This window comes from Thermovibrio sp. (assembly GCA_015488335.1).
Lineage (GTDB): Bacteria > Aquificota > Aquificia > Desulfurobacteriales > Desulfurobacteriaceae > Balnearium.
In genome coordinates this window covers 62066-82072 of record WFNZ01000051.1, presented here as the reverse complement: position 1 = coordinate 82072, position 20007 = coordinate 62066, and the positions used below count along the sequence as shown (strand labels likewise).

Below are 20007 nucleotides of genomic sequence, written 5' to 3'. Positions count from 1 at the left end.
TGAGGCCAGCGAGAAACTGGCCTCTAGTTTCAGACTATTTGCTCAGAAGAACTATCAGCTGAACCATAATTCCAACGAAAAGGGTTAAGGCCAGAACGGGAAGAATCAGGGTTTTGAGGAGCTCTCCCTCTTCCTTTCCTTTAACTCCAACCAAGGCGGCAGCGTTTGTCACTTTGGAGGGAGTTATGGCGCTTGCGATTCCCCCTGCAACTGCGTGAGCTCCGTAGATGGCCATGAAGGCGGGAGCTCCCACCGTTGAAACAACAGCTCCGTACTGAATCTTTGCAAATAGAACGTTTGATGCAGTTTCACTGCCCCCTACAAATGCCCCAAGGAGCCCTAAGAATGGAGAGATCAGCGGGTAGAGGCTTCCAAACCAGTCGGCAAAGGTTTTCCCGATTATAAAGTCCATATTGAGCTCTTTAAAGTTTGCCATTGGATGGAGCTTTCCGTTTACAAAGTCCATTCCAGACCAGGCCATTATGAACGCAACTGCGAAAAAGAGGGAGTAGGCGATAAACGGTTTCCAGACGCTCTTTATCCAGGTGTTAAAAGCCTTGCTGAGCTGCTGGCTGTTAGGTTTCAGTATTGGCAGAGAGACGATTATTGAAACTAAAATCCAGAAGTAAACGTGGGCAAGGATGTTTAAGTCTTCGTGCTTTCCTGCAATTGTTAAAACTTCAAGGTTTCCCGGAAGCTGAGCTAAGAACTTCTTTACCGGCGGGTAGTTGGTTATGAGGGAGAACGCAAAAAGGAACAGCCATGGAGAGGCAGCTCTCAGGAAATCAGTGTCAAACTTGACCTTCCCTTCTCCGTTCTTTCTGTACATGTAGTAAGAGACAACCATTGTTGTAAGGCCCGCGATTATTCCTATAACCTCAACGGGAACGATTTTCGTAAAAGCTAAGAGTAGGGCAGTTAACGATAAAACAAGGCCTGCAACTGTTCCGCCAACCCAGTGCTTCTTTATTGATTTCCATCCACCAACGAAGTAGAGCATCATAAAGGCAAATCCTACAGAGACCACCGGCAGGAATACTGTTATGTGTTGCGTGAAGCTCCAGATGAAATGGTCAAGGTTCCTAATTCCAGGAGGGTGAATTCCAAAGGGCCCCCAGGCAACGTGGGCAGGCAGGGTTATTGGGATTGAGAGGAGTGCAAAGGAAGTAAGTGGGTCGTAGCAGAGGACTGAGATTGCAACGGCCGCCAACGGCGTAAACCCTAAAGCCACGAAAACGGGAGGGAAAAGGGCTGGAGTTACAACTCCTAAGGATGTTGCTAAAGAGCCAAACCCCATTCCTATGAAGAGTGTCTGCTGGACCTTGTCCTTCGTTATTGAGAGTATCGTTTTTACGATTTCATCTAAGGCGCCGGTCTCCTTCATGAGGAATATCATGAACATAGTAAATGCAACGGCGAACGTAATTGCGAAGGCCTTAACTATCCCGTAAATACTCGCTCCCCAAACAACTGAAAGTGGCGTTTTGAAGTAGAGCCAGGCAACAATCCCTGCAAATACCCAGCCGACAACAGACATAAAGACCCCTGAGCGGGAAAAGAGGAGCATTCCAATTAGAACTATTAGAATGGGAAGAACTGCCATGAGGAAGTCCATACCGACACCCCCTACAAGGTCTTTTTAGGTGTAGAACTCTGCTGCCTCAACTAACTTGTGCCCCTCGTTTGAGAGGAGCTCCAGCGCCCTGTCAAACTCTGAATCCGGAACTTTGAAGAAGAGAATCGCCCTGTTTGAAGCCCCTGCAAAGGCGTAAGTGTACTCAACGTCTATTCCGTTTTCAGAAAGGGTTTTGACCACTTTATAGAAGCCTCCGGGCCTGTCCTCAACCTCAACGGCGAAAACGTCAGTTTCGCTGGCTGCAAACCCTTCTGCAGAGAGAACTGCCCTTGCCTTTTCAGGATTGTTCACAACCAGCCTCAGGATTCCAAACTCTGAAGAGTCTGCTAAAAAGAGAGCTCTTATGTTTACCTCAGCCTCTGAAAGAGCCCTTGCAACGTCTGCAAGCCTTCCCCTCCTGTTTTCTAAAAAGACAGATATCTGCTTAACGGCAAACTTTCCCCTCATTATCTCCCTCCTTCAAGCTGTCTTCTGTCAACGATTCTCTTTGCCTTACCCATGCTCCTCTCAAGGGTTTTTGGCTCAACAAGTTTCACTTTAGCGTTTATGTAGAGGTTGTTGAGGAGCTCCTCCTCCAACTTCCTCTGAAGCCTCTCTAACGTTCCAACGCCGTCCTTTAGAATACTCTCGTCAACCTCAACCCACACTTCCAACTTGTCCAGAACTCCCTTCTTATCAACAACAATCACGTAGTTTGGGGTTACCCCCTCAACCTTTGCGATTACGTGCTCAACCTGAGACGGGAAAACGTTTACGCCGTTGACAATAAGCATGTCGTCTGCCCTTCCCTTGATGCTCTCTATGTAGAGAATCGTTCTTCCGCAGGGGCAGGGCTCCCTGTGGATTACTGTGATGTCCTTCGTCCTGTATCTGATCATCGGGAGGGCCTGTTTTGTCAGAGTTGTTAAGACAAGCTCCCCCTCCTCTCCGTCTGGCAGGACTTCCCCCGTTTCAGGGTCAATAACTTCCGGGATGAAGTGGTCTTCAAAGACGTGGAGATTCCCGTGTTTACAGCTTGCAGCAACGCCGGGGCCGATTATCTCTGAAAGGCCGTAGGCTTCTACGTACTGAATTCCCCACTCCTCTGCAACTGTCTCTTTCAGCGCTTTAGATGCCGGCTCTGCCCCGAAGAATCCTGCCCTGAGCCTGAAGTCTTCCTTCAGGTTGTAGCCCTCCTCTTTTGCAACTTCTGCAAGGTGAAGGGCAAAGGATGGGGTGCAGCAGAGGACAGTTGCTCCAAAGTCTTTCATGAGCATGAGCTGCCTTTTCGTGAAACCGCCGCTTGCAGGAACGACGGAAGCTCCAATTGCCTCTGCCCCGTAGTGGAACCCCAGTCCTCCTGTAAAGAGGCCGTAGCCGTAAGCATTGTGGACGATGTCCTTCTCGTTCACATCTGCCATCAGGTAAGTCCTTACCATTACCTCAGTCCAGACGCTCAAGTCGTGTCTGGTATAGCCTACAACCGTGGGCTTTCCTGTTGTTCCAGATGAGGAGTGAATCCTCACTACCTGCTCAAGCGGAACTGCAAAGAGGCCGAATGGGTAGTTATCCCTTAGATCCTGCTTGGTTGTGAATGGAAGTCTCTTCAGGTCTTCTAAACTCTTGACGTCTGACGGTTTTATCCCTGCCTCGTCAAACTTCTTTCTGTAAAAAGGGACAAGGTGATAAGCCCTCTCTACCGTCTCCTTCAGTCTTTTCAGCTGGAGTGACTGGAGCTCCTCCCTCGGCATGTAGTCCTTTTCCTTTAAGGACATTCCCTACCTCCCTTTCAGTTGAGTATGAAAATATTGTATAAAATTTAGCTATTATTAGAGTTTTCAAAATCTTGGAGGAGGGATGTTCCAGAGGCGGCTTGAGACGTTAGACAGGGAACTCCTTGAGAAAATCCAAGTTGAAAGGCTCAGGAAAACGGTTCAGAGGATAAAGGAGAAGAACAGGAAGTACTGGGAAAAGATTGGAAAAGTTGAGCCTAAGGATATAAAGAGTTTAAATGATCTGAAAAAACTGCCCTTTTTAACAAAGGAGGATCTGAGGCAGAACTACCCTTTTGGTCTTGCCTGCGGTGAAAAGTGCGAGTTTGTAAGGTTTCACATGTCTTCTGGAACAACAGGAACTCCGGTAGTTAACCCCTACACCCCAAACGACGTAGAGCAGTGGGGAGAGGTTATGGCAAGGTGTCTCTCCGCTGCAGGCCTCAACTACACAGATGTCCTCCAGATTACCCCTTCCTTCGGTCTCTTCAACGGAGGTTTTGGCTTCCACTACGGAGCAGAGAAGATTGGCTGTTTTGTGGTTCCCATTGGCCCCGGAAGGAGCCTTTTACAGCTAAAATTCATGAAAGACTTTGGGACTACAGCCCTTGCAGGTATAGCCTCTTACGCCATAAGGCTTTTAGAGGTTGCCAAGGAGGAGGGTTTTGACTTCTCTGAAACAAACCTTAAGGTGGGAATATTCGGCGCAGAGGTCTGGAGTGATGAGATGCGCCGCTATATAGAGAGGGAAATGGGAATTGAGACCTTTGACATTATCGGGATGACAGAGACGGGAGGAGTAGGCCTTGGTATAGACTGCAGTGCCCACAGTGGAATCCACGTGTGGGAAGACCACTACATCGTTGAGATCATTGACCCCGAAACGGGAGAGGTTCTTCCAGATGGAGAGGAGGGAGAGCTTGTTGTTACTACATTAACGAGGGAGGGACTTCCACTTATCAGGTACAGAACCAGGGATATAACAAAAGTTGTTTCAAGGGATAGGTGCGACTGCGGAAGAACCCACCTGAGGCTTGACAGGATTAAGGGAAGAACAGACGACATGCTGAAGGTTAAGGGCGTCTGCTTCTACCCGAGACAGGTTGAGGAAGTGATAATGAAGTACCCCGAGGTTCTTCCCAACTACCAGATAATCATAGGGAAGGTTGAGGGGAAAGATACTGTTGAGGTTGTTATTGAGTCTGAGAGACAGGATGAGAGCTTAAAGGAGAGGATAGAGGAGGAGATCTACAGCCTTTTAGGCCTTCACATAAAGGTAACCCTCAAGAAGAAGGGGGAGATACCAAGGAGCGAAGGGAAGGCCGTGAGGGTTAAAAAGTTCAATTAGAGGAGGAGGTTGGGAAATGAGGAGAGCTCTACTTCTAACAACTGCCGTTCTGCTCTCTACTTCTTTGGTTCCTGCAAGGGCTTCAGACCCAGAGGTTGAACAGCTGAAGCAGATGGTTGAACAGATGAGACAGGAGCTCCAGCAGGTTAAGGAGGAGAACAGGGAGCTCAAGCAGGAGGTTCAGATTTTAAGGAGCAAATTGGCGGGAGCTCCAGTAAGGGTGGGAAAGGGAGCTCCCTCTTTTAAGAGCAAAACTGGAAAGGCCGTTGACTTCTACGGCTACTTCAAAATTGACGCTGCCTACTCAGACTCAAAAGCCGTTGGAAAAGACTTTATCCTCTTTGCCCTTCCTGAAAATGCAAGTGGAAAAGTAATGTCAATTTGGTTCCCTTACACATTACACAGCAACGATAACGACTTCAACATTAACTTTAAGCACAGCCGTTTTGGGTTCCTCATAAAGACGAAAGAGGGAGACTACAACATACTTGGAAACTTTGAGTTTGACTTCTACGGTAACGTTGACGAGAACGATGACAACCCCAACCATGCAGGCATAAGGGTAAGGAAGGCCTGGATTCAGTTTGGAAAAGAGGACTGGAACGTAAGGGCAGGTCTTGACTGGATGCTTTTAACTCAGCTCTACCCGCACCTTTCAAACTTCCCCTCTGGTGCCATGATGGGTAACATCGGTTACCGTATTCCTCAGATAAGGTTTACAAAGCTCTTTAAGTTTGAAAATAGCAAGCTGACCACACAGTTTGCCCTTGATAAAGTTTGGGGAGACCCTGATCCGGTTATGAAGCCTTATCTTGATACAGGAGCAAACTCCGGAAGGCCTGATTTTCAGGGAAGGTTAGCTTACGACTTCAACCTTGGAGGTGTAAAACTCCACGTTGGAGCTATAGGTCACGTTGGTAAGGAGCAGGTTACCCTCTCAGATGGTAGTGAGAAAAACCTTGATACTTACTCCTACGGTTTGGAGGGGGCTATTTCACCAACGGCCTGGCTGACGATTTCTGGAAAGATCTGGAAGGGAAAGAATCTTGGAGGATGGTATACGGGCGGTGTAGGTCAAGGAGTTCTCTATGTTTACAGAAAACTTAAGGATAATAGCCTTTACTTAAATACAAAACTCGTTGATGAAAATATAGTTCATGATACCGTTAAGCTTGTTGACGCAAAAGAGATTGACGCTGAAGGTGGATGGATAGAGGTAACCTTAAAGCCAGATCCCAAGTGGATTTTCCATTTAGGTTACGGTGTTGACAACCCCGATAACGACGACCTTCAGTACAACGGCAAGTATCCCGTTCTTGCAAGGCTTAAGAACACAATGTATTACGCCAACGCATTCTACAGGCTTACCCACTCTTTAGGGTTTATGGGAGAGTATTTAAGGGTCAAGACTGAATACCCAGATACAGATTTTGCTGGAGATTCCTACGGAGACGGAACTGTCAACAGGTTCCAGGGAAGCGTTCTCTACTTCTTCTAAAGCTCCGGGGAGGGGTTTCCCTCCCTACCACTTTATTTCCGGTCTTTTCTCAACTTCCTCTCCAAACTGGAGATATTCAAGCTTTGTGAAGCCAAAGAGCTTCCCGATAATTCCAGATGGAAACAGGTCAAGGGCTGTGTTGAACTCCTGAACAATGTTGTTGTAGGTGTACCGAAGCCTTGCTATTTCATCTTCAACTTCCTGAATACTCCTGTTTAAGTCTTTTGCAATGTCTGAGGTTTTAAGCTCAGGGTAGTTTTCAAAGGTTGCCAGTATGTTTCCGAGAATTGCTTTGGATTCTGCCTCTGCCTTCTCAATCTCTTTTGGAGAGTTAGTTTTGAAAATGGATCTGCGGAGCTCCGTTATTTTTGTCAGCGTTTCCTTCTCAAAGTTTGCATAGCTCTTAACAGACTCAACCAACTGGTTTATAAGGTCTAAACTCTTTTTCAATACCACCTTAATTTGGTTAAACGTTGCCTCAGCTCCGTTCTTTAGCTTCTGCACCCTGTTGTAAACCGTGTAGAGGATTAAGACAACGAGTAAAGAGGAGTCTTAGGTCAAACTCGAAAAGGAAAAGCTCCAAAAGGGAGATAATAGTAACAACAGCTATGATAATCTCTGCCTTTTTACTTTCCATGGCAGGACTTAATTTATACCGGCAAATTCCTAATAAAGGGAGAGATATGAAAGTCATTAACGTTATAGGTGGAGGACTTGCAGGGGTTGAGGCCGCTTACAGGACTGCGAAAGAGGGTAAAAAGGTTCGCCTCTTTGAGATGAGGCCGAAAAAGACAACCCCTGCCCACAAAACTGACAAGTTGGCAGAGCTCGTCTGCTCAAACACTTTAGGCGGAATTGACATAACTACACCGAGAGGTCTTCTAAAAGCTGAAATGGAGAAGCTTGGCTCTTTAGTTGTTGAGGCTGCAAAGAAAACTGCTGTTCCTGCAGGGGGAGCTCTGGCAGTAGACAGGGAGAAGTTTTCAGACTACATAACCGAAAAAATAGAGAGTAATCCCAACATAGAGATTGTTAGAGAAGAGGTTACAGAAATTCCGGAAGAGGGAATAACAGTTGTTGCAACGGGACCTTTAACTTCAGATAAGTTTTCTCAGTTTCTCAGGGAATACCTTGGAGAGGAGGAGCTCCACTTTTACGACGCAATCTCCCCTATTGTCTACGCAGATACGATTGACTACTCAAAGTGTTTTTGGGGCTCCCGCTACGGGAAAGGAGGAGACGACTACCTTAACTGCCCGATGACGGAGGAGGAGTACGAGCAGTTCTACAACGCCCTTATGGAGGCTGAGAAGGTTCCCCTTAAGGACTTTGAAAAGGCCTGCTACTTTGAGGGATGTATGCCGATAGAGGAGATGGCAGAGAGGGGAAAACAGACGCTGCTGTTTGGTCCTTTAAAACCCGTTGGCCTCATTGACCCGAGGACTGGGAAGCAGCCCTTTGCCGTTGTTCAGCTGAGGAAAGAGAACAGGGAAGGAACCCTCTTAAACCTTGTTGGATTTCAGACAAAGCTTAAGTACCCCGAACAGAAAAGGGTCTTCAGGCTCATTCCCGGCCTTGAAAAGGCAGAGTTTGCCCGTTACGGGAGTATCCACAGGAATACGTTTATAAACTCTCCAAAACTACTTTTAAGAACTCTTCAGCTGAAGAAGAACCCTAAAGTTCTTTTTGCTGGCCAGATTACAGGAGTAGAGGGATATCCTGAGTCTGCAGCTACCGGGATAATTGCAGGGCTTAATGCATCAAGGCTCTCCGATGGCAGGGAGCCGGTTTACCCTCCAGAAACCACAATGGTTGGAGCTCTCCTTAAGTACATTACAACTGCAGATCCTAAAACGTTTCAGCCCATGAACGCAAACTTTGGCCTTCTACCTCCCCCTGAGCGGAGAATAAAGGGTAAACTTAACCGTAGAAAATACCTTGCCGAGAGGGCACTGAGGGATTTAGAAAGATGGTTAAGAGAGCTCTCCTGATACTTTCTCTCTTCTCCTCTACCGTTTGTGGAGCAACTTATCAGATAAGCGTTGTTAAAGAACAGGTTTCTCCAAAGATGGAAAAGAGATTTATTGTTTACAAAGTGAAGAGAGGAGACACTCTTTTAAAGATAATGAAGCGTTTTAAAATTCCCCGCCGTTTACTGTATAGAATTGCCAAACTTAACAGTATAAAGAATCCAAACCTGATATATGCTGGTCAGGTGATAAAGCTTCCAGTAGGAGAGGGAGCTCCCTCTCTTAAACTTTCCCACAAGGTTTCTGAAAGGTTAAAAGAAGAGAGAGAACTTCAACTCATCCAGCGTCTTGGAGGGAAAATAAACAGAGAGGGTTATCTTTTTGTAGGAGATAAAAACATTTCTTTCAGGAAAAATCCTCTTGTAACCGTTGGAGAAAAGAGATTTCTGTTAGATTTTACAGGTATTCCAGAGAAAGTTAGAAAACTCCTTTCTGGATTGGGAATAACAGTTGTAGATAAAAACACTCTCAATAAAGTTCTTGAATCTGCCATTTCTGCAAACTTTTCTTCACTTCAGAGGAATGGAACTCTTATTATTGGAGAGAATGACGTTTTAACTTACCACTACGACTACCTTGCCTACAATCGTTTTACAGGTCAGAGAACAGTAATAAATACTACTCCCGATACTCCGCCTACACTCAAAAATCTCCTGTTAGCTTATGGCGTTGCCGTTGTTGAGCCCCGATTTGAAGTTCCTGACAGTAAAGAGGGTTGGGGAGAGTTAAAAATTTTGACTGGCGGAGGGCTTGATAAGATATCAGAGCTTATCTACCTGCTGACCGGGAAAAAGGGACAGAAGGTTCCGGAAGGAATTGTTTTTCCTGATCTAAAACTTGCAGTTGTTTACGATTACATTACGCCTGAGAGAAGAACAGAACTTGAGCTTCAGGGTAATAAAGTTTTCATCCTTACAGGAAACTTCCTCAACGACGTTGAGTCAATACTCTCTTTAGTTCCTATGGCAAATAAGTTTGTAAAGCTTGTTCTCTACGAACCTCCAGGGACTAAAGGGGAGAGGTCAAAGTTTGTTATAGAGGGGCTTCTTATCTCCTCTCTAAAAAAAGATTGGTTTATGGTTGACTCGTTTGACAAACCCGAGGAAATTCCGTATCTCCGTTACAGAGGAGTAAATCTTATTGTTTATTAAGGAAGCGGGAGCTCCCGCTTCCAGCTTACTCTTTGTCTGTAAGTGCCATTACGCCGGGGAGCTCCTTCCCTGCAAGGAACTGAAGGAAGGCACCACCACCTGTTGAAACGTGGTCTATCTGGTGTTCTAAGCCCAACATCTCAATTGCTGCAACGCTGTCTCCACCGCCGACTATCCTTAGAGCTTCTTTGTGTTCTGCAACTATCTTCCCTATTGCCATCGTTCCAAAGCGGAACTTCTCAAACTCAAAGACTCCCATGGGGCCATTCCAGAGAATTGTTTTTGCATCTGAAAGGGCTTCTTTAAAGAGCTCAACAGTGGCAGGGCCGGTGTCCAGTCCCATCATGTCGTCTGGAATTTCCTTGTAGGTTGTCAGTTTTGTGTGGGCTGTGGGGGAGAACTCGTCTGCGTTGTTGCTGTCAACGGGAATGTAGAACTTAACACCGTTCTCTTCAGCCTCTTTCATAATCCTTTTTGCAGTGTCTATTAACTCCTCTTCCACTAAAGACTTCCCTACGCTGTATCCGGCAGCCTTTAAAAATGTGTAGGCCATTCCGCCGCCTACAAGCATCTTGTCAACAATTTTCAGAAGGTTCTCTATCACCTCTAACTTACCTGAAACCTTTGAACCTCCGATAATGAGAACTAAAGGCCTTTCTGGGTTCTCAAGGGCTCTTTCTAAGTACTTTATCTCCTTTTCCAGCAGAAATCCTGCAACTGCGAGCTTTACGAACTTTGTTATTCCGTAGGTTGAGGCGTGTTTCCTGTGGGCCGTTCCAAAGGCGTCGTTGACGTAGATATCTGCAAGAGCTGCAAGTTTTTTAGCGAACTCAGGGTCGTTTTTCGTCTCCTCAGGATAGAACCTGACGTTTTCAAGGAGTGCCACCTCTCCGGGGGAGAGCTCCGCCACGCCCTTTTCTGCAACCTCTCCAATACAGTCTGGAATGAACTTAACCTCTTTTTCAAGAAGTCTTGAGAGCCTTTCTGCAACAGGTTTCAGAGAGAGCTTTGGGTCCCAGCCCTTTGGCCTGTCTAAGTGGGAGCAGAGGATTACTTTAGCCCTGTGGTCTAACAGGTAGTTGATCGTTGGAAGGGCTGCCCTTATCCGCTTGTCGTTTGTGATGACGCCGTCTTCAATGGGAACGTTGAAGTCAACCCTTACGAAAAGTCTCTTTCCCTCAAGCTCCTGTGGTGGAACGTCCCTCAGCGTCATTTTGTTGAACATTTTCCTGTAAGGCATCTTCCCGCCACCTCCTGACTATTTCTTCAACTTTTTCTGGAACCATATAGGAAATCGGTTTCCCGGATTTTAACCTTTCCCTTATCTCTGTTGAACTGATTTCAATTAACCTCCCCTTGTAAAGGGCCACTCTCCAGCCGTCAAGACTTGCCTTTCTCCGTTTAAAACGGACAACAGGAGTGTTCAGTTTTAGTTTCTTCAGTACCTCTTCCGGGTTAACCTCCTCTCCCGGCCTTGAGACAATGAGAATTCTGGAGAGCTCTAGGATCCTTTCAGGTCTTTTCCACAGGTGGAACGTTTTGAACGAGTCTGCTCCCATCATAAAAACCGGCTCTTCGCCGTAAACTCTGTGGAACTCCTCTAAAGTCTGGTATGTGTAGGAAATTCCCCCTTTTTTGAGCTCGTAGTCCCACACTTTAAACCGGGGTTCTGACTCTACTGCGGCTTTCAGGGCTTTAAGTCTGATTTCTGGAGGGATGAGGAGCTCCCCCTTTAGTGGCTGAATGTATGCCGGAACGAAGATTACCTCTTCAAGGCCAAAGTCCTCTAAAACGTCTCTGGCAATGAGCAAGTGACCTATGTGAACCGGGTTAAAGCTTCCTCCAAAGAGCAGTTTCAAGACTCCCTCCTATTTCTATTCTATCCCGTTTTGTAGAGTGGCTAAAGTTTAACCGCTGCTATAATTTGAAACTCTAAAACTCCACTTTAAGGAGAGAGAGAATGGGAATGACGATAACCCAGAAGATACTTGCAGACCACGCCGGGAAGAAAGAGGTCTACCCCGGTGAATTGGTTATGTGTAAGGTTGATATCGCCCTTGCAAACGACGTTACAGCTCCCATTGCCATTAAACAGGTTAAGGCTGTAGGCGCCAGAAACGTGTGGGATAGGGAAAGGATTGCCTTGGTTCCCGACCACTTTGTTCCCGCCAAAGATATAAAGGCTGCCGAACAGGTTAAGATGATGAGGGACTTTGCAAAAGAGTTCGGCATTAAACACTTCTGGCCTGAGGGAAGGGTTGGAATTGAGCACGCCCTCCTCCCTGAGCAGGGGGTTGTGGTTCCTGGAGACGTTGTTATTGGAGCAGACTCCCACACCTGTACCTACGGGGCTTTAGGTGCCTTCTCAACTGGGGTTGGCTCAACAGACATGGCCTATGCCTGGCTTACAGGTGAGGTCTGGTTTAAGGTTCCGGAGCAGATGAAGTTCATCTACTACGGAAAGCGCCAGAGGTGGGTTGGTGGAAAGGACATCATCCTCTACGTTATCGGGATGATCGGCGTTGATGGAGCTCTCTACAAGACGATGGAGCACACAGGTGAAGCTATAAGGGAGCTCCCCATGGACGACAGGTTTACAATCTGCAACATGGCCATTGAGGCTGGAGCTAAGAACGGAATTATTGAGCCAGATGAGATAACTCTTGAGTACGTTAAGGGAAGGGCAAAAAGGCCTTACAAACTCTACAAGTCCGACCCCGATGCAGAGTACTCAGAGGTTTACGAGATAGACGTTTCAAAGATTGAGCCACAGGTTGCATTCCCCTACCTCCCTTCAAACACGAGGCCTGTAACGGAGGCTACACACGTAACAATAGACCAGGTTGTTATCGGCTCCTGCACAAACGGAAGGCTCAGCGACCTGAGGGTTGCAGCCCAGATTCTTAAGGGCAAGAAGGTTAACCCTAACGTCCGCTGTATCGTCATCCCTGCAACTCAGGAAATCTACAGGCAGGCTCTGAAAGAGGGTCTCATTGACATCTTCCTTGACGCAGAGTGCGTTGTTTCAACTCCAACCTGCGGTCCGTGCCTTGGCGGACACATGGGAATTCTCGCTAAAGGTGAAAGGGCTGTTGCTACTACGAACAGAAACTTCGTCGGCCGTATGGGTCATCCTGAAAGCGAGGTTTACCTTGCCTCCCCTGCCGTTGCTGCAGCCTCTGCAGTCCTTGGAAGGATTGCCCACCCAGACGAAGTTGTCGGCTCAGAGAACTGATTTTTGGGGGAGTTCCCTCCCCCCTTTCACAAAAGTTTGAGGAACTCACAATGGATCTCTTTGAAATCAGAAACTGGTTTGCCCACAACCTCTGTGACTACCTTAGGGAAAAAGAAGAAGAAGACCTTTTAAAACTAAAAGCCGTTATCTCGGCAGTTTCAGGAGAGAAGATTGATGTTCCGGAGAAGGTTTTAAATGAGGTTTCTTCAGAATTTCCCATCTTTAAAAAAGGAAATGGATCTTTTAAGTTTGTTCCAGACGATCCTATTACAGAGAAGTACATTCTTCAAAAAGTTGAAACCTACAGGAACTTTCTGAGCTCTCTTCCTGAAGATTTTGAACCTGTTGAAGAAGATATAGATAAAAACGTAAAAATTGCCAGGCTCCTCTTTGAGAAAGGTCTTTACTTTGAGGTTCACGAGATTTTAGAAGAGGTCTGGATGGGAGAATTTGGGAAGGAGAGGGACTTCCTTCAGGCCTTGATTCAGATAGGCGTTGCCTACTACCACCTTTCAAACTACAACACCCGGGGGTTTAAGCTCCTCCTTGAGAACGCCTTAGAGCTCCTTGGAGGTTATTCTGGAACGATTCATACCGTCAATGTTGATAAACTTAAAGAGGACATTAAGAGGGCTATGGAGACCGAGGAGATTATCTCCTTTTAGGGGGAGTGATGGGAGCTCTGGTGGTTTTAACAACCTTCCCCGATAGAAAATCTGCAGAATCTATACTAAAAACCCTTGTGGAAGAGAGGCTTTCAGCCTGTGCCCAGATTGCTGGAGAGGTTAAGAGTTTCTACTGGTGGGAAGGGAAAGTAGAGGAGGGAAAAGAATATCTTGCCATCTTGAAAACGACAGAAAAAGCCTACCCAGAGCTTGAGAGGAGGCTGGCGGAGCTCCACCCCTACGAGGTTCCGCAGATAGTTGCCCTTCCATCCTTTGCCGTTTTTACCCCTTACCTGAAGTGGTTAGAAGAAGAGGTTAAGTAGCTTGGAAGTCTATCTTCTCCTCTTCCTTGCTGGAGTAATTGCCGGTTTTGCAGCCGGCCTCTTCGGTATAGGGGGCGGTGTAATCCTTGTTCCAATGTTCAGCTACTTTTTTACCTCTTACCTTGGAATTTCTGAAGAGTTAGGCTTTAAGATTTCTGTTGCAACGAGCCTTGCCGTCATAATGGTTTCTACCCTTTTTACATCTGGTCTTCACATTATCAGCGGGAAGGTTGATGTTAGGGAACTCCTTAAACTCCTTCCCTGGATATTGGTTGGTATTCTCTTTGGTGTCCTCTTTTCCCATTTCGTTTCAGGCCACGTTCTAAAAAAGATTTTCGGCCTTTTTCTGCTTCTGCTGAGTGTTAAGCTGATTACAGATAGAGGGGGAGTTCCCAAATTCTCCTTCAGAGAGAACGTTCTTCTTCCTGCTGTTCTCCTATTATCTGCCTTTTCCAGCGCCCTCTTAGGAATAGGGGGCGGAGTTGTTGTTAACACCCTTCTTTTTAGCCTCTCTCGGGTTGAAACAAAAAGGATTGTTGCCCTTGCATCTGTAATTTCGTTTGTAAACGCCTTCCTTGGAACTCTTCTCTACATGTTCGTTCCAGCCCATAGGATTTTGAACTGGCAGTTGGGCTACATCTACATCCCGGCAGCCGTTTTTGTTGCCCTTGGGGGGGTTTTGGGAAGCAGATTTGGAGTGAAGCTCCTCCATAAAATAAACCAGCACCTTCTCAGAAGGCTCTTTGGAATTCTTCTTGTTCTTATCGGACTGAAAATGCTGATAAGGTAAAGGGGAAGGAACCTTAGAAGGTTCCTCCACCGTGGGAGTGGCAGCTTACGCAAGTATCTCCGGCGTTGTGGTTCTTAATATCAATTGGCAGCCCCAGTCCATTAACGGTTGAGTAATCCTCCGTTCCGTCGTGGCAGGCTGCACAGAGGGATGGAACTGTGCTCCTGTTGGCATCAACTGAGGAGTCGTCGTTCTTAACAGGTAGGTTTACATAGGCCTTAAGGTCTTCGGGATTAGAGAGGTTGTAGGTTCTGTCTTTCCCGTTTACCTCTCCGTTGTAAGAAAGGTCTTCAAAGAACGCTGTTGTTTCAGGGTCAACTAAAGCGTGTTTAACTTCTGCAGAGTTATCTACCTGTTTAACAACCTTCACTACGGTTAAGGTTTCACCCACTTTTTCAACTATAAGCTTGTCGTTATTGCTTCCGTGGGGGTTGTGACAGTCAACACACTCAAGGGCTGCGTGGTTTGTGTGGAAGAGGAGCTCCCCTGAGAGGTCTACGAGCTTAAACGGCCTATCTCCAGAGGTGAAGCTTCCGTTTCCGTGCCAGTTTCCTCCCCATAGTGTTGCAACGTCCGGCGGGTTTTCCGGAGGTGTTATTTCAGTATCTGCCTTTCCGTCTCCGTTTGTATCTGCAACTGGTTCTTTAACTACACTTCCCCAGCCGTTTGAGTGACAGGTTAAACAGAGTTCCTGAGAGTTCCTCTTTATGGTTCCTCCAATTTCTCCAAAGTCAGTCTCAGGTTCAACAATTCCGTCCATGTCGGGCTGCCAGTGGCAGACTACGCAGTCAAAGTCGTCAATCTTTCCGTTTCCGTTAAAGTCGTGGAAGTGCTTTCTTCCAGAAGTTCCTCTGTAGAAGTGGAGTTTCTCAAAGTTGTCGTGGCAGACCAGACACTTCCTCTCTACAGGCTGCCCTGTTCCCGTTTTTGTTGCTCCGTTTGTTCCGTGGCAGGCAGAACAGACGAGGATGGAATTGTTCCTTCCAACAGTTTCAACGGCCTTATCAATTAGGGCCTGGTATTTATCTATGGGCATATCGGGGGTTGCCATTGTGTGTTTAAAGTTCTGGTGGCAGGCCAGACAGTCGCTCTGCCCCCAGCCGTCTTCGTGGTTTTCGGGGGTTAAGTAGGGGGCACTTCTCTTTGCGACGTTTATTCCAAAGTCCCTGTAGTGGACGTCCGGCTTTGCAATTCCTCCACCCCCGCCGCAGCCTGCGGTTAAAAGGAGAGCTCCCGCCACAAGTAGCAGCCTTCTCACAGTTCCCTCCACCAATCGGAAAAGAAGAAAATAAAGGATTCAAAATCGTATTATACGATTATCCTTTCAGCGTGTAAATTGTTGCCATACCAAACATAAGAGGTTTGTAGCTTCCACCTTTAAAACCAACTGCCTCAGCAAGTTTAATGAGCTCTTCGTAGTGGGGGAAGTTGACTATCGTTTCGTAGAGGTGTTTCGTCACGTCTGCCTTAGACCTGAGCTTTCCCAACGGAAGCATTATCCTCTTTAGAAACTGGAGAAACAGGAATTTCAGCACCGGGTTTTTGGGAATTGAAACCTCTAAAATCCTCGCTTCTCCTCCACGTTTAAGAACACGTCTGATTTCAGACAGCCCTTTTTCTGGATTCTCAAAGTGCCTCAGCCCTAATGAGACGATAACCGTGTCAAAGGCTTTATCGGGGAAGGGGGTATTCAGTGCGTCTCCCCGAACAAGGAGCATTTCAGGATACTTCTCCTTTGCAACTTTCAGCATCGGCAGTGAGTAGTCAAGGCCAACAACGGTTTCTGCCCTCTTTAGAAGGAGAGCTCCCGCATCCCCCGTTCCGCAGGCAAGGTCTAAAACTCTTCCAGTTTTTTCCAGCCCTTTAACCAATTCTCTCTGCCACCTCGGAATAATCCCTAACGACAGGAATCGGGAGATAGAGTCGTATTTATGGGCTATTCTGTCAAAGATTTCAACGCCAACGGGCTTTTTCCTTTCCACTCTTTCCCTCTAAATCTTTGATTGAACTATTTTAGAATAGCCAAAACGTTAGCTGGAGAGAGAGATGGTTATCGTAGGCGTTGATACAGGAGGAACCTTTACAGACTTCATCTACTTGAAAAACGGCAAATGGCAGGTTTTAAAGATTCTTTCAACTCCTCAAAACCCGGCAGAGGCCGTTCTTAAAGGTCTTTCGGAAATAGGGGGAGAGGAGAGGAGAATAACCCATGGAACAACAGTTGCAACAAACGCAGTTCTTGAGAGGAAAGGAGCAAAGACGGCCTTCATAACGAATAAAGGTTTTGAAGACCTTTTAGAGATAGGGAGGCAGAACAGGGAGGAGCTCTACTCCTTCAGGGTAAAGAAGGTTAAACATTTAGTTCCTGAAGAGCTCACCTTTGGCCTCTCCTGCAGGCTCAACTCTAAAGGGAAGCATGTTGAAACGCTGAAAGAGGAAGAGGTTGAGGAGCTGGTAGAGAAGCTGAAATTGTTAGGTGTTGAGTCTGTTGCTGTTTCTTTCCTCTTTTCGTTCTTAAACCCTGAAGGCGAGATTAAAGTGAAGGAAACCCTTGAGAGGGAGGGATTTTCCGTCTCAGTCTCCTCTGAGATAGTTCCGGAGTTCAGGGAGTTTGAGAGGGCTTCAACAACGGTTGTAAACGCCTACGTTATGCCGAAAATGAAGGGATACATCGGTTTTTTAGCCGAAAACCTAGAGGAGAAGGATACTCTCAAAATTATGCAGTCAAACGGAGGTGTTATCTCTCCGGAAACTGCCGTTAAGGAGCCTGTTAGAACGGTTCTTTCAGGCCCCGCAGGTGGAGTTGTTGGGGCATGGAAGGTAGGGAAATTAGCAGGCTTTGAGAAGCTCATAACCTTTGACATGGGGGGAACCTCAACAGACGTTTCTCTGATAGACGGAAGGCCTCAACTTTCTGTTGAGTCAAAGATTTCCGGTCTTCCTATAAAAGTTCCGGTAATTGAGATTCACACAGTTGGAGCCGGTGGAGGTTCAATCGCCTGGGTTGACAGCGGGGGAGCTCTCCAGGTGGGTCCTGAAAGTGCCGGTGCAGACCCGGGTCCCATCTGCTATGGAAAAGGTGAGAGGATAACCGTTACAGACGCCAACCTCTTCTTGGGCCGTTTAGACCCGGAACACTTCCTTGGCGGAAGGATGGAGCTCCACCCGGAAAGGCTCAAACCCTACTTTGAGGAGATGGCTAAAAGGCTTGGAATAACATCTATAGAGCTTGCTGAAGGTATTTTAGAGATAGCAAATACAAAAATGGCGAAGGCCTTAAGGGTAATCTCCGTTGAGAGGGGGTACGATCCGGAGGAGTTTACGCTCCTTTCCTTTGGCGGTGCAGGTGGAATGCACTCGGCCTATCTTGCAAGGGAGCTTTCCATCCCAAGGGTTCTTATTCCAAAAAATCCAGGAATCCTCTCTGCCCTCGGAATGGTCCTCTCAGATGTTGTTAAAGACTATTCCAGAACCGTTATGCTGAAGGAGGAGGAAGCGACAGCTGAAACCCTTGAGGAGCACTTCAAAGAACTTGAGGAGAGGGCTAAAGCAGAGATGGAGAAAGAGGGTTTTGAGGGGGAGCTCCTCTTAGAGAGGCACTTAGACCTCAGGTATAGAGGCCAGTCTTTTGAGATAACAGTTCCCTACTCAGAGAAGTTTAAGGAATCCTTTGAGAAAGCCCACGAGAAACTCTACGGTTACAGGCACAGCCGAGATGTAGAAGTTGTTAACGTTCGGCTAAGGGCGGTTGGGATAACGGAAAAACCCTCTTTTGAGCCGATGAAGGAGTGCGGAGAGGGGTTCCCGGAAGGAGCTCTCTTAAAATGCAGGAAAGTCTACTTTGATGGTGAGTGGGTAGAAACTCCGGTTATTGATAGGGAAAAGCTACTTCCAGGCCACGAGTTTAAGGGCCCTGCAGTTATCGTTGAGTACAGCTCAACAACAGTTGTTCCACCCTTTGCAGAGGTGAGAGTTGACAGCTTTGGAAACCTTATCTTAGAGGTAAAGAATGGTTAACCCGATAAAGCTTGAAGTGATAAAGAACGCCCTTATCTCGGTTGCCGAAGAAATGGGAGCAGTTCTCCAGAGGACAGCCTTTTCGCCAAACATAAAGGAGAGGAGAGACTTCTCCTGCGCCATCTTTGACCGCCACGGCCGGATGGTTGCACAGGCAGCCCACATCCCCGTCCACCTTGGCTCAATGCCCATGTCTGTAAGGAGCGTTGTTGAAAACGTTGAGCTGAAAGAAGGAGATATGGCAGCTATCAACGACCCCTTTAAAGGGGGAACACACCTTCCAGACATAACCGTTGTTGCCCCCGTTTACTACGAAGGGGAGCTCCTCTTCTACGTTGCAAACCGTGCCCACCACTCAGACGTTGGTGGAATAACCCCCGGTTCAATGCCCCTCTCAACTTCAATTTTTCAGGAAGGGCTTGTAATTCCCCCTGTTAAGTGTGTTGAAAACGGAGAGGTTTTAACCGATTTCCTGAACTTCTTAAAGGCCAACACAAGAACTCCCGATGAGAGGGAGGGAGACTTTAAAGCTCAGGTTATGGCAAACAGAATTGGGATAAGGAGATTAAGGGAGCTCCTTGAGAAGTACGGTTCAGAGTTCCTTGAGGCCTACTCGGAAGCCCTCTTAGACTACTCAGAGAAAATGATGAAAAGAGTAATATCAGAAATTCCCGACGGCGTTTACACCTTTGGGGACTTCTTAGACGACGACGGAGCGGGAAACAGGAACGTAAGGATAAGGGTTGTTCTTACAATAAAAGGAGAAGAGGCAACAGTTGACTTCTCACCATCAGACCCTCAGGTTCGTGGCTGTTTAAACGCAGTTCGCTCAATAGTTGTCTCGTCAACCCTCTACGTCTTCAGGTGTCTTGCAGGGGAGGAGATACCGACAAACGAGGGAATACTAAGGCCGATAAAGGTTATAACGAAGCCGGGAACAGTTGTTGATGCTGAGTTCCCTGCGGCCGTTTCAGGTGGAAACGTTGAAACCTCACAGAGGATAACAGACGTTCAACTTGGAGCTCTCTCAAAAGCTATCCCCGAGAGAATCCCCGCAGCTTCTCAGGGAACTATGAACAACCTGACCTTTGGAAACGAGAAGTTCACCTACTACGAAACAATTGGAGGGGGAGCGGGAGCAGGAAACGGTTTTGACGGAGCCAGCGCTGTTCATACCCACATGACAAACACCCTCAACACTCCCGTTGAAGCCCTTGAGTTCCAGTTTCCCGTTATGGTTACCCGCTACGGCGTAAGGAGGGGTTCCGGCGGAGATGGAAAGTGGAGAGGAGGAGACGGAATAGTTAGAGAACTCCTCTTTTTAGAGGAAGTTGACGTAACGGTTGTTTCTGAGAGGAGAACCCACAGTTCCTATGGACTAAACGGGGGAAAGCCTGGAAAGAGAGGAAGAAACGTCCTCGTAAAACCAGAGGGGGAGGAGGTGGAGCTCCCCGCCAAGTTCACCCGCCGTTTCCACCCCGGCGAGAAGCTGAGAATAGAGACCCCCGGAGGCGGCGGCTGGGGAAGTTAAGGTTTCTTTTTGAAACCAAATCGGATATATTT

18 protein-coding genes are annotated in these 20007 nt (G+C 47.1%); 10 read left to right on the top strand and 8 right to left on the bottom strand.

Features of this window, described 5'->3' with window-relative positions; all coding sequences use genetic code 11:
* Positions 1-34 precede the first annotated feature (34 nt).
* Genes F8H35_RS06220 through F8H35_RS06210 form a run of 3 tightly spaced genes read right to left on the bottom strand, consistent with a single transcriptional unit; the run spans position 35 to position 3390 of the window.
* Positions 35-1615 carry an L-lactate permease gene (locus F8H35_RS06220; protein WP_472572672.1) on the bottom strand — a complete coding sequence of 527 codons (1581 nt, stop codon included), beginning with the start codon at positions 1613-1615 and terminating at the stop codon, positions 35-37.
* 24 nt (positions 1616-1639) lie between these two features.
* Entirely contained in the window at positions 1640-2083 is a 444-nt protein-coding gene (locus F8H35_RS06215) for an ACT domain-containing protein (RefSeq protein ID WP_472572671.1), read from the bottom strand.
* On the bottom strand, positions 2083-3390 hold the full coding sequence (locus F8H35_RS06210; protein ID WP_472572670.1) for a phenylacetate--CoA ligase family protein: 1308 nt from the start codon (positions 3388-3390) through the stop codon (positions 2083-2085). The genes F8H35_RS06215 and F8H35_RS06210 overlap by 1 nt, the downstream gene beginning before the upstream one ends.
* An 82-nt stretch (positions 3391-3472) precedes the next feature.
* Between F8H35_RS06210 and F8H35_RS06205 the strand changes: the two genes are divergently transcribed.
* Complete coding sequence (locus F8H35_RS06205; protein ID WP_472572669.1) at positions 3473-4735, top strand: phenylacetate--CoA ligase family protein; 1263 nt, start codon at positions 3473-3475, stop codon at positions 4733-4735.
* A gap of 16 nt (positions 4736-4751) precedes the next feature.
* On the top strand, positions 4752-6233 hold the full coding sequence (locus F8H35_RS06200) for a hypothetical protein (protein ID WP_472572668.1): 1482 nt from the start codon (positions 4752-4754) through the stop codon (positions 6231-6233).
* A gap of 24 nt (positions 6234-6257) precedes the next feature.
* On the opposite strand, the gene F8H35_RS06195 is transcribed toward F8H35_RS06200, so the two are convergent.
* Complete coding sequence (locus tag F8H35_RS06195) at positions 6258-6737, bottom strand: LemA family protein (RefSeq protein WP_472572667.1); 480 nt, start codon at positions 6735-6737, stop codon at positions 6258-6260.
* Positions 6738-6916: 179 nt separating this feature from the next.
* On the opposite strand from F8H35_RS06195, the gene trmFO reads away from it, so the two are divergent.
* Positions 6917-8224, top strand: coding sequence for an FADH(2)-oxidizing methylenetetrahydrofolate--tRNA-(uracil(54)-C(5))-methyltransferase TrmFO (gene trmFO / locus F8H35_RS06190; protein ID WP_472572666.1), 1308 nt, complete (start codon positions 6917-6919; stop codon positions 8222-8224).
* A complete protein-coding gene (locus F8H35_RS06185; RefSeq protein WP_472572665.1) occupies positions 8203-9414 on the top strand; it encodes a LysM peptidoglycan-binding domain-containing protein in 1212 nt (403 codons plus the stop codon). The genes trmFO and F8H35_RS06185 overlap by 22 nt, the downstream gene beginning before the upstream one ends.
* 25 nt (positions 9415-9439) lie before the next feature.
* On the opposite strand, the gene F8H35_RS06180 is transcribed toward F8H35_RS06185, so the two are convergent.
* Both F8H35_RS06180 and nadD read right to left on the bottom strand, forming a co-directional pair.
* Complete coding sequence (locus tag F8H35_RS06180) at positions 9440-10639, bottom strand: phosphoglycerate kinase (protein WP_472572676.1); 1200 nt, start codon at positions 10637-10639, stop codon at positions 9440-9442.
* Positions 10593-11273 carry a nicotinate (nicotinamide) nucleotide adenylyltransferase gene (gene nadD / locus F8H35_RS06175; RefSeq protein WP_472572664.1) on the bottom strand — a complete coding sequence of 227 codons (681 nt, stop codon included), beginning with the start codon at positions 11271-11273 and terminating at the stop codon, positions 10593-10595. Before nadD ends, F8H35_RS06180 begins: the two co-directional genes overlap by 47 nt.
* Before the next feature lie 101 nt (positions 11274-11374).
* Between nadD and leuC the strand changes: the two genes are divergently transcribed.
* Genes leuC through F8H35_RS06155 form a run of 4 tightly spaced genes read left to right on the top strand, consistent with a single transcriptional unit; the run spans position 11375 to position 14427 of the window.
* Positions 11375-12649 (top strand): 3-isopropylmalate dehydratase large subunit, encoded by a 1275-nt coding sequence (leuC, locus tag F8H35_RS06170; protein WP_472572663.1) that lies wholly within the window; start codon positions 11375-11377, stop codon positions 12647-12649.
* A gap of 50 nt (positions 12650-12699) precedes the next feature.
* Positions 12700-13314, top strand: a complete 615-nt coding sequence (locus F8H35_RS06165; protein ID WP_472572662.1) for a DUF309 domain-containing protein — start codon at positions 12700-12702, stop codon at positions 13312-13314.
* Positions 13315-13322: 8 nt separating this feature from the next.
* The gene (gene cutA, locus F8H35_RS06160; protein WP_472572661.1) at positions 13323-13637 is read left to right on the top strand and encodes a divalent-cation tolerance protein CutA; all 315 of its coding nucleotides are present in this window, start codon (positions 13323-13325) and stop codon (positions 13635-13637) included.
* Between the two features lies 1 nt (position 13638).
* Positions 13639-14427: a sulfite exporter TauE/SafE family protein gene (locus tag F8H35_RS06155; RefSeq protein WP_472572660.1), complete on the top strand. Its 789-nt coding sequence runs from the start codon at positions 13639-13641 to the stop codon at positions 14425-14427.
* Positions 14428-14440: 13 nt separating this feature from the next.
* Here F8H35_RS06155 and F8H35_RS06150 read toward each other — a convergent pair whose 3' ends face one another.
* Positions 14441-15685 carry a cytochrome c3 family protein gene (locus F8H35_RS06150; protein ID WP_472572659.1) on the bottom strand — a complete coding sequence of 415 codons (1245 nt, stop codon included), beginning with the start codon at positions 15683-15685 and terminating at the stop codon, positions 14441-14443.
* A gap of 58 nt (positions 15686-15743) precedes the next feature.
* Positions 15744-16409 (bottom strand): ubiquinone/menaquinone biosynthesis methyltransferase, encoded by a 666-nt coding sequence (locus tag F8H35_RS06145; protein ID WP_472572658.1) that lies wholly within the window; start codon positions 16407-16409, stop codon positions 15744-15746.
* Between the two features lie 64 nt (positions 16410-16473).
* Here F8H35_RS06145 and F8H35_RS06140 point away from each other — a divergent pair, with 64 nt between their 5' ends.
* Together F8H35_RS06140 and F8H35_RS06135 are read left to right on the top strand one after the other, a co-directional pair.
* Entirely contained in the window at positions 16474-18444 is a 1971-nt protein-coding gene (locus F8H35_RS06140) for a hydantoinase/oxoprolinase family protein (protein WP_472572657.1), read from the top strand.
* Positions 18437-19975 carry a hydantoinase B/oxoprolinase family protein gene (locus F8H35_RS06135; RefSeq protein ID WP_472572656.1) on the top strand — a complete coding sequence of 513 codons (1539 nt, stop codon included), beginning with the start codon at positions 18437-18439 and terminating at the stop codon, positions 19973-19975. Before F8H35_RS06140 ends, F8H35_RS06135 begins: the two co-directional genes overlap by 8 nt.
* Positions 19976-20007 lie beyond the last annotated feature (32 nt).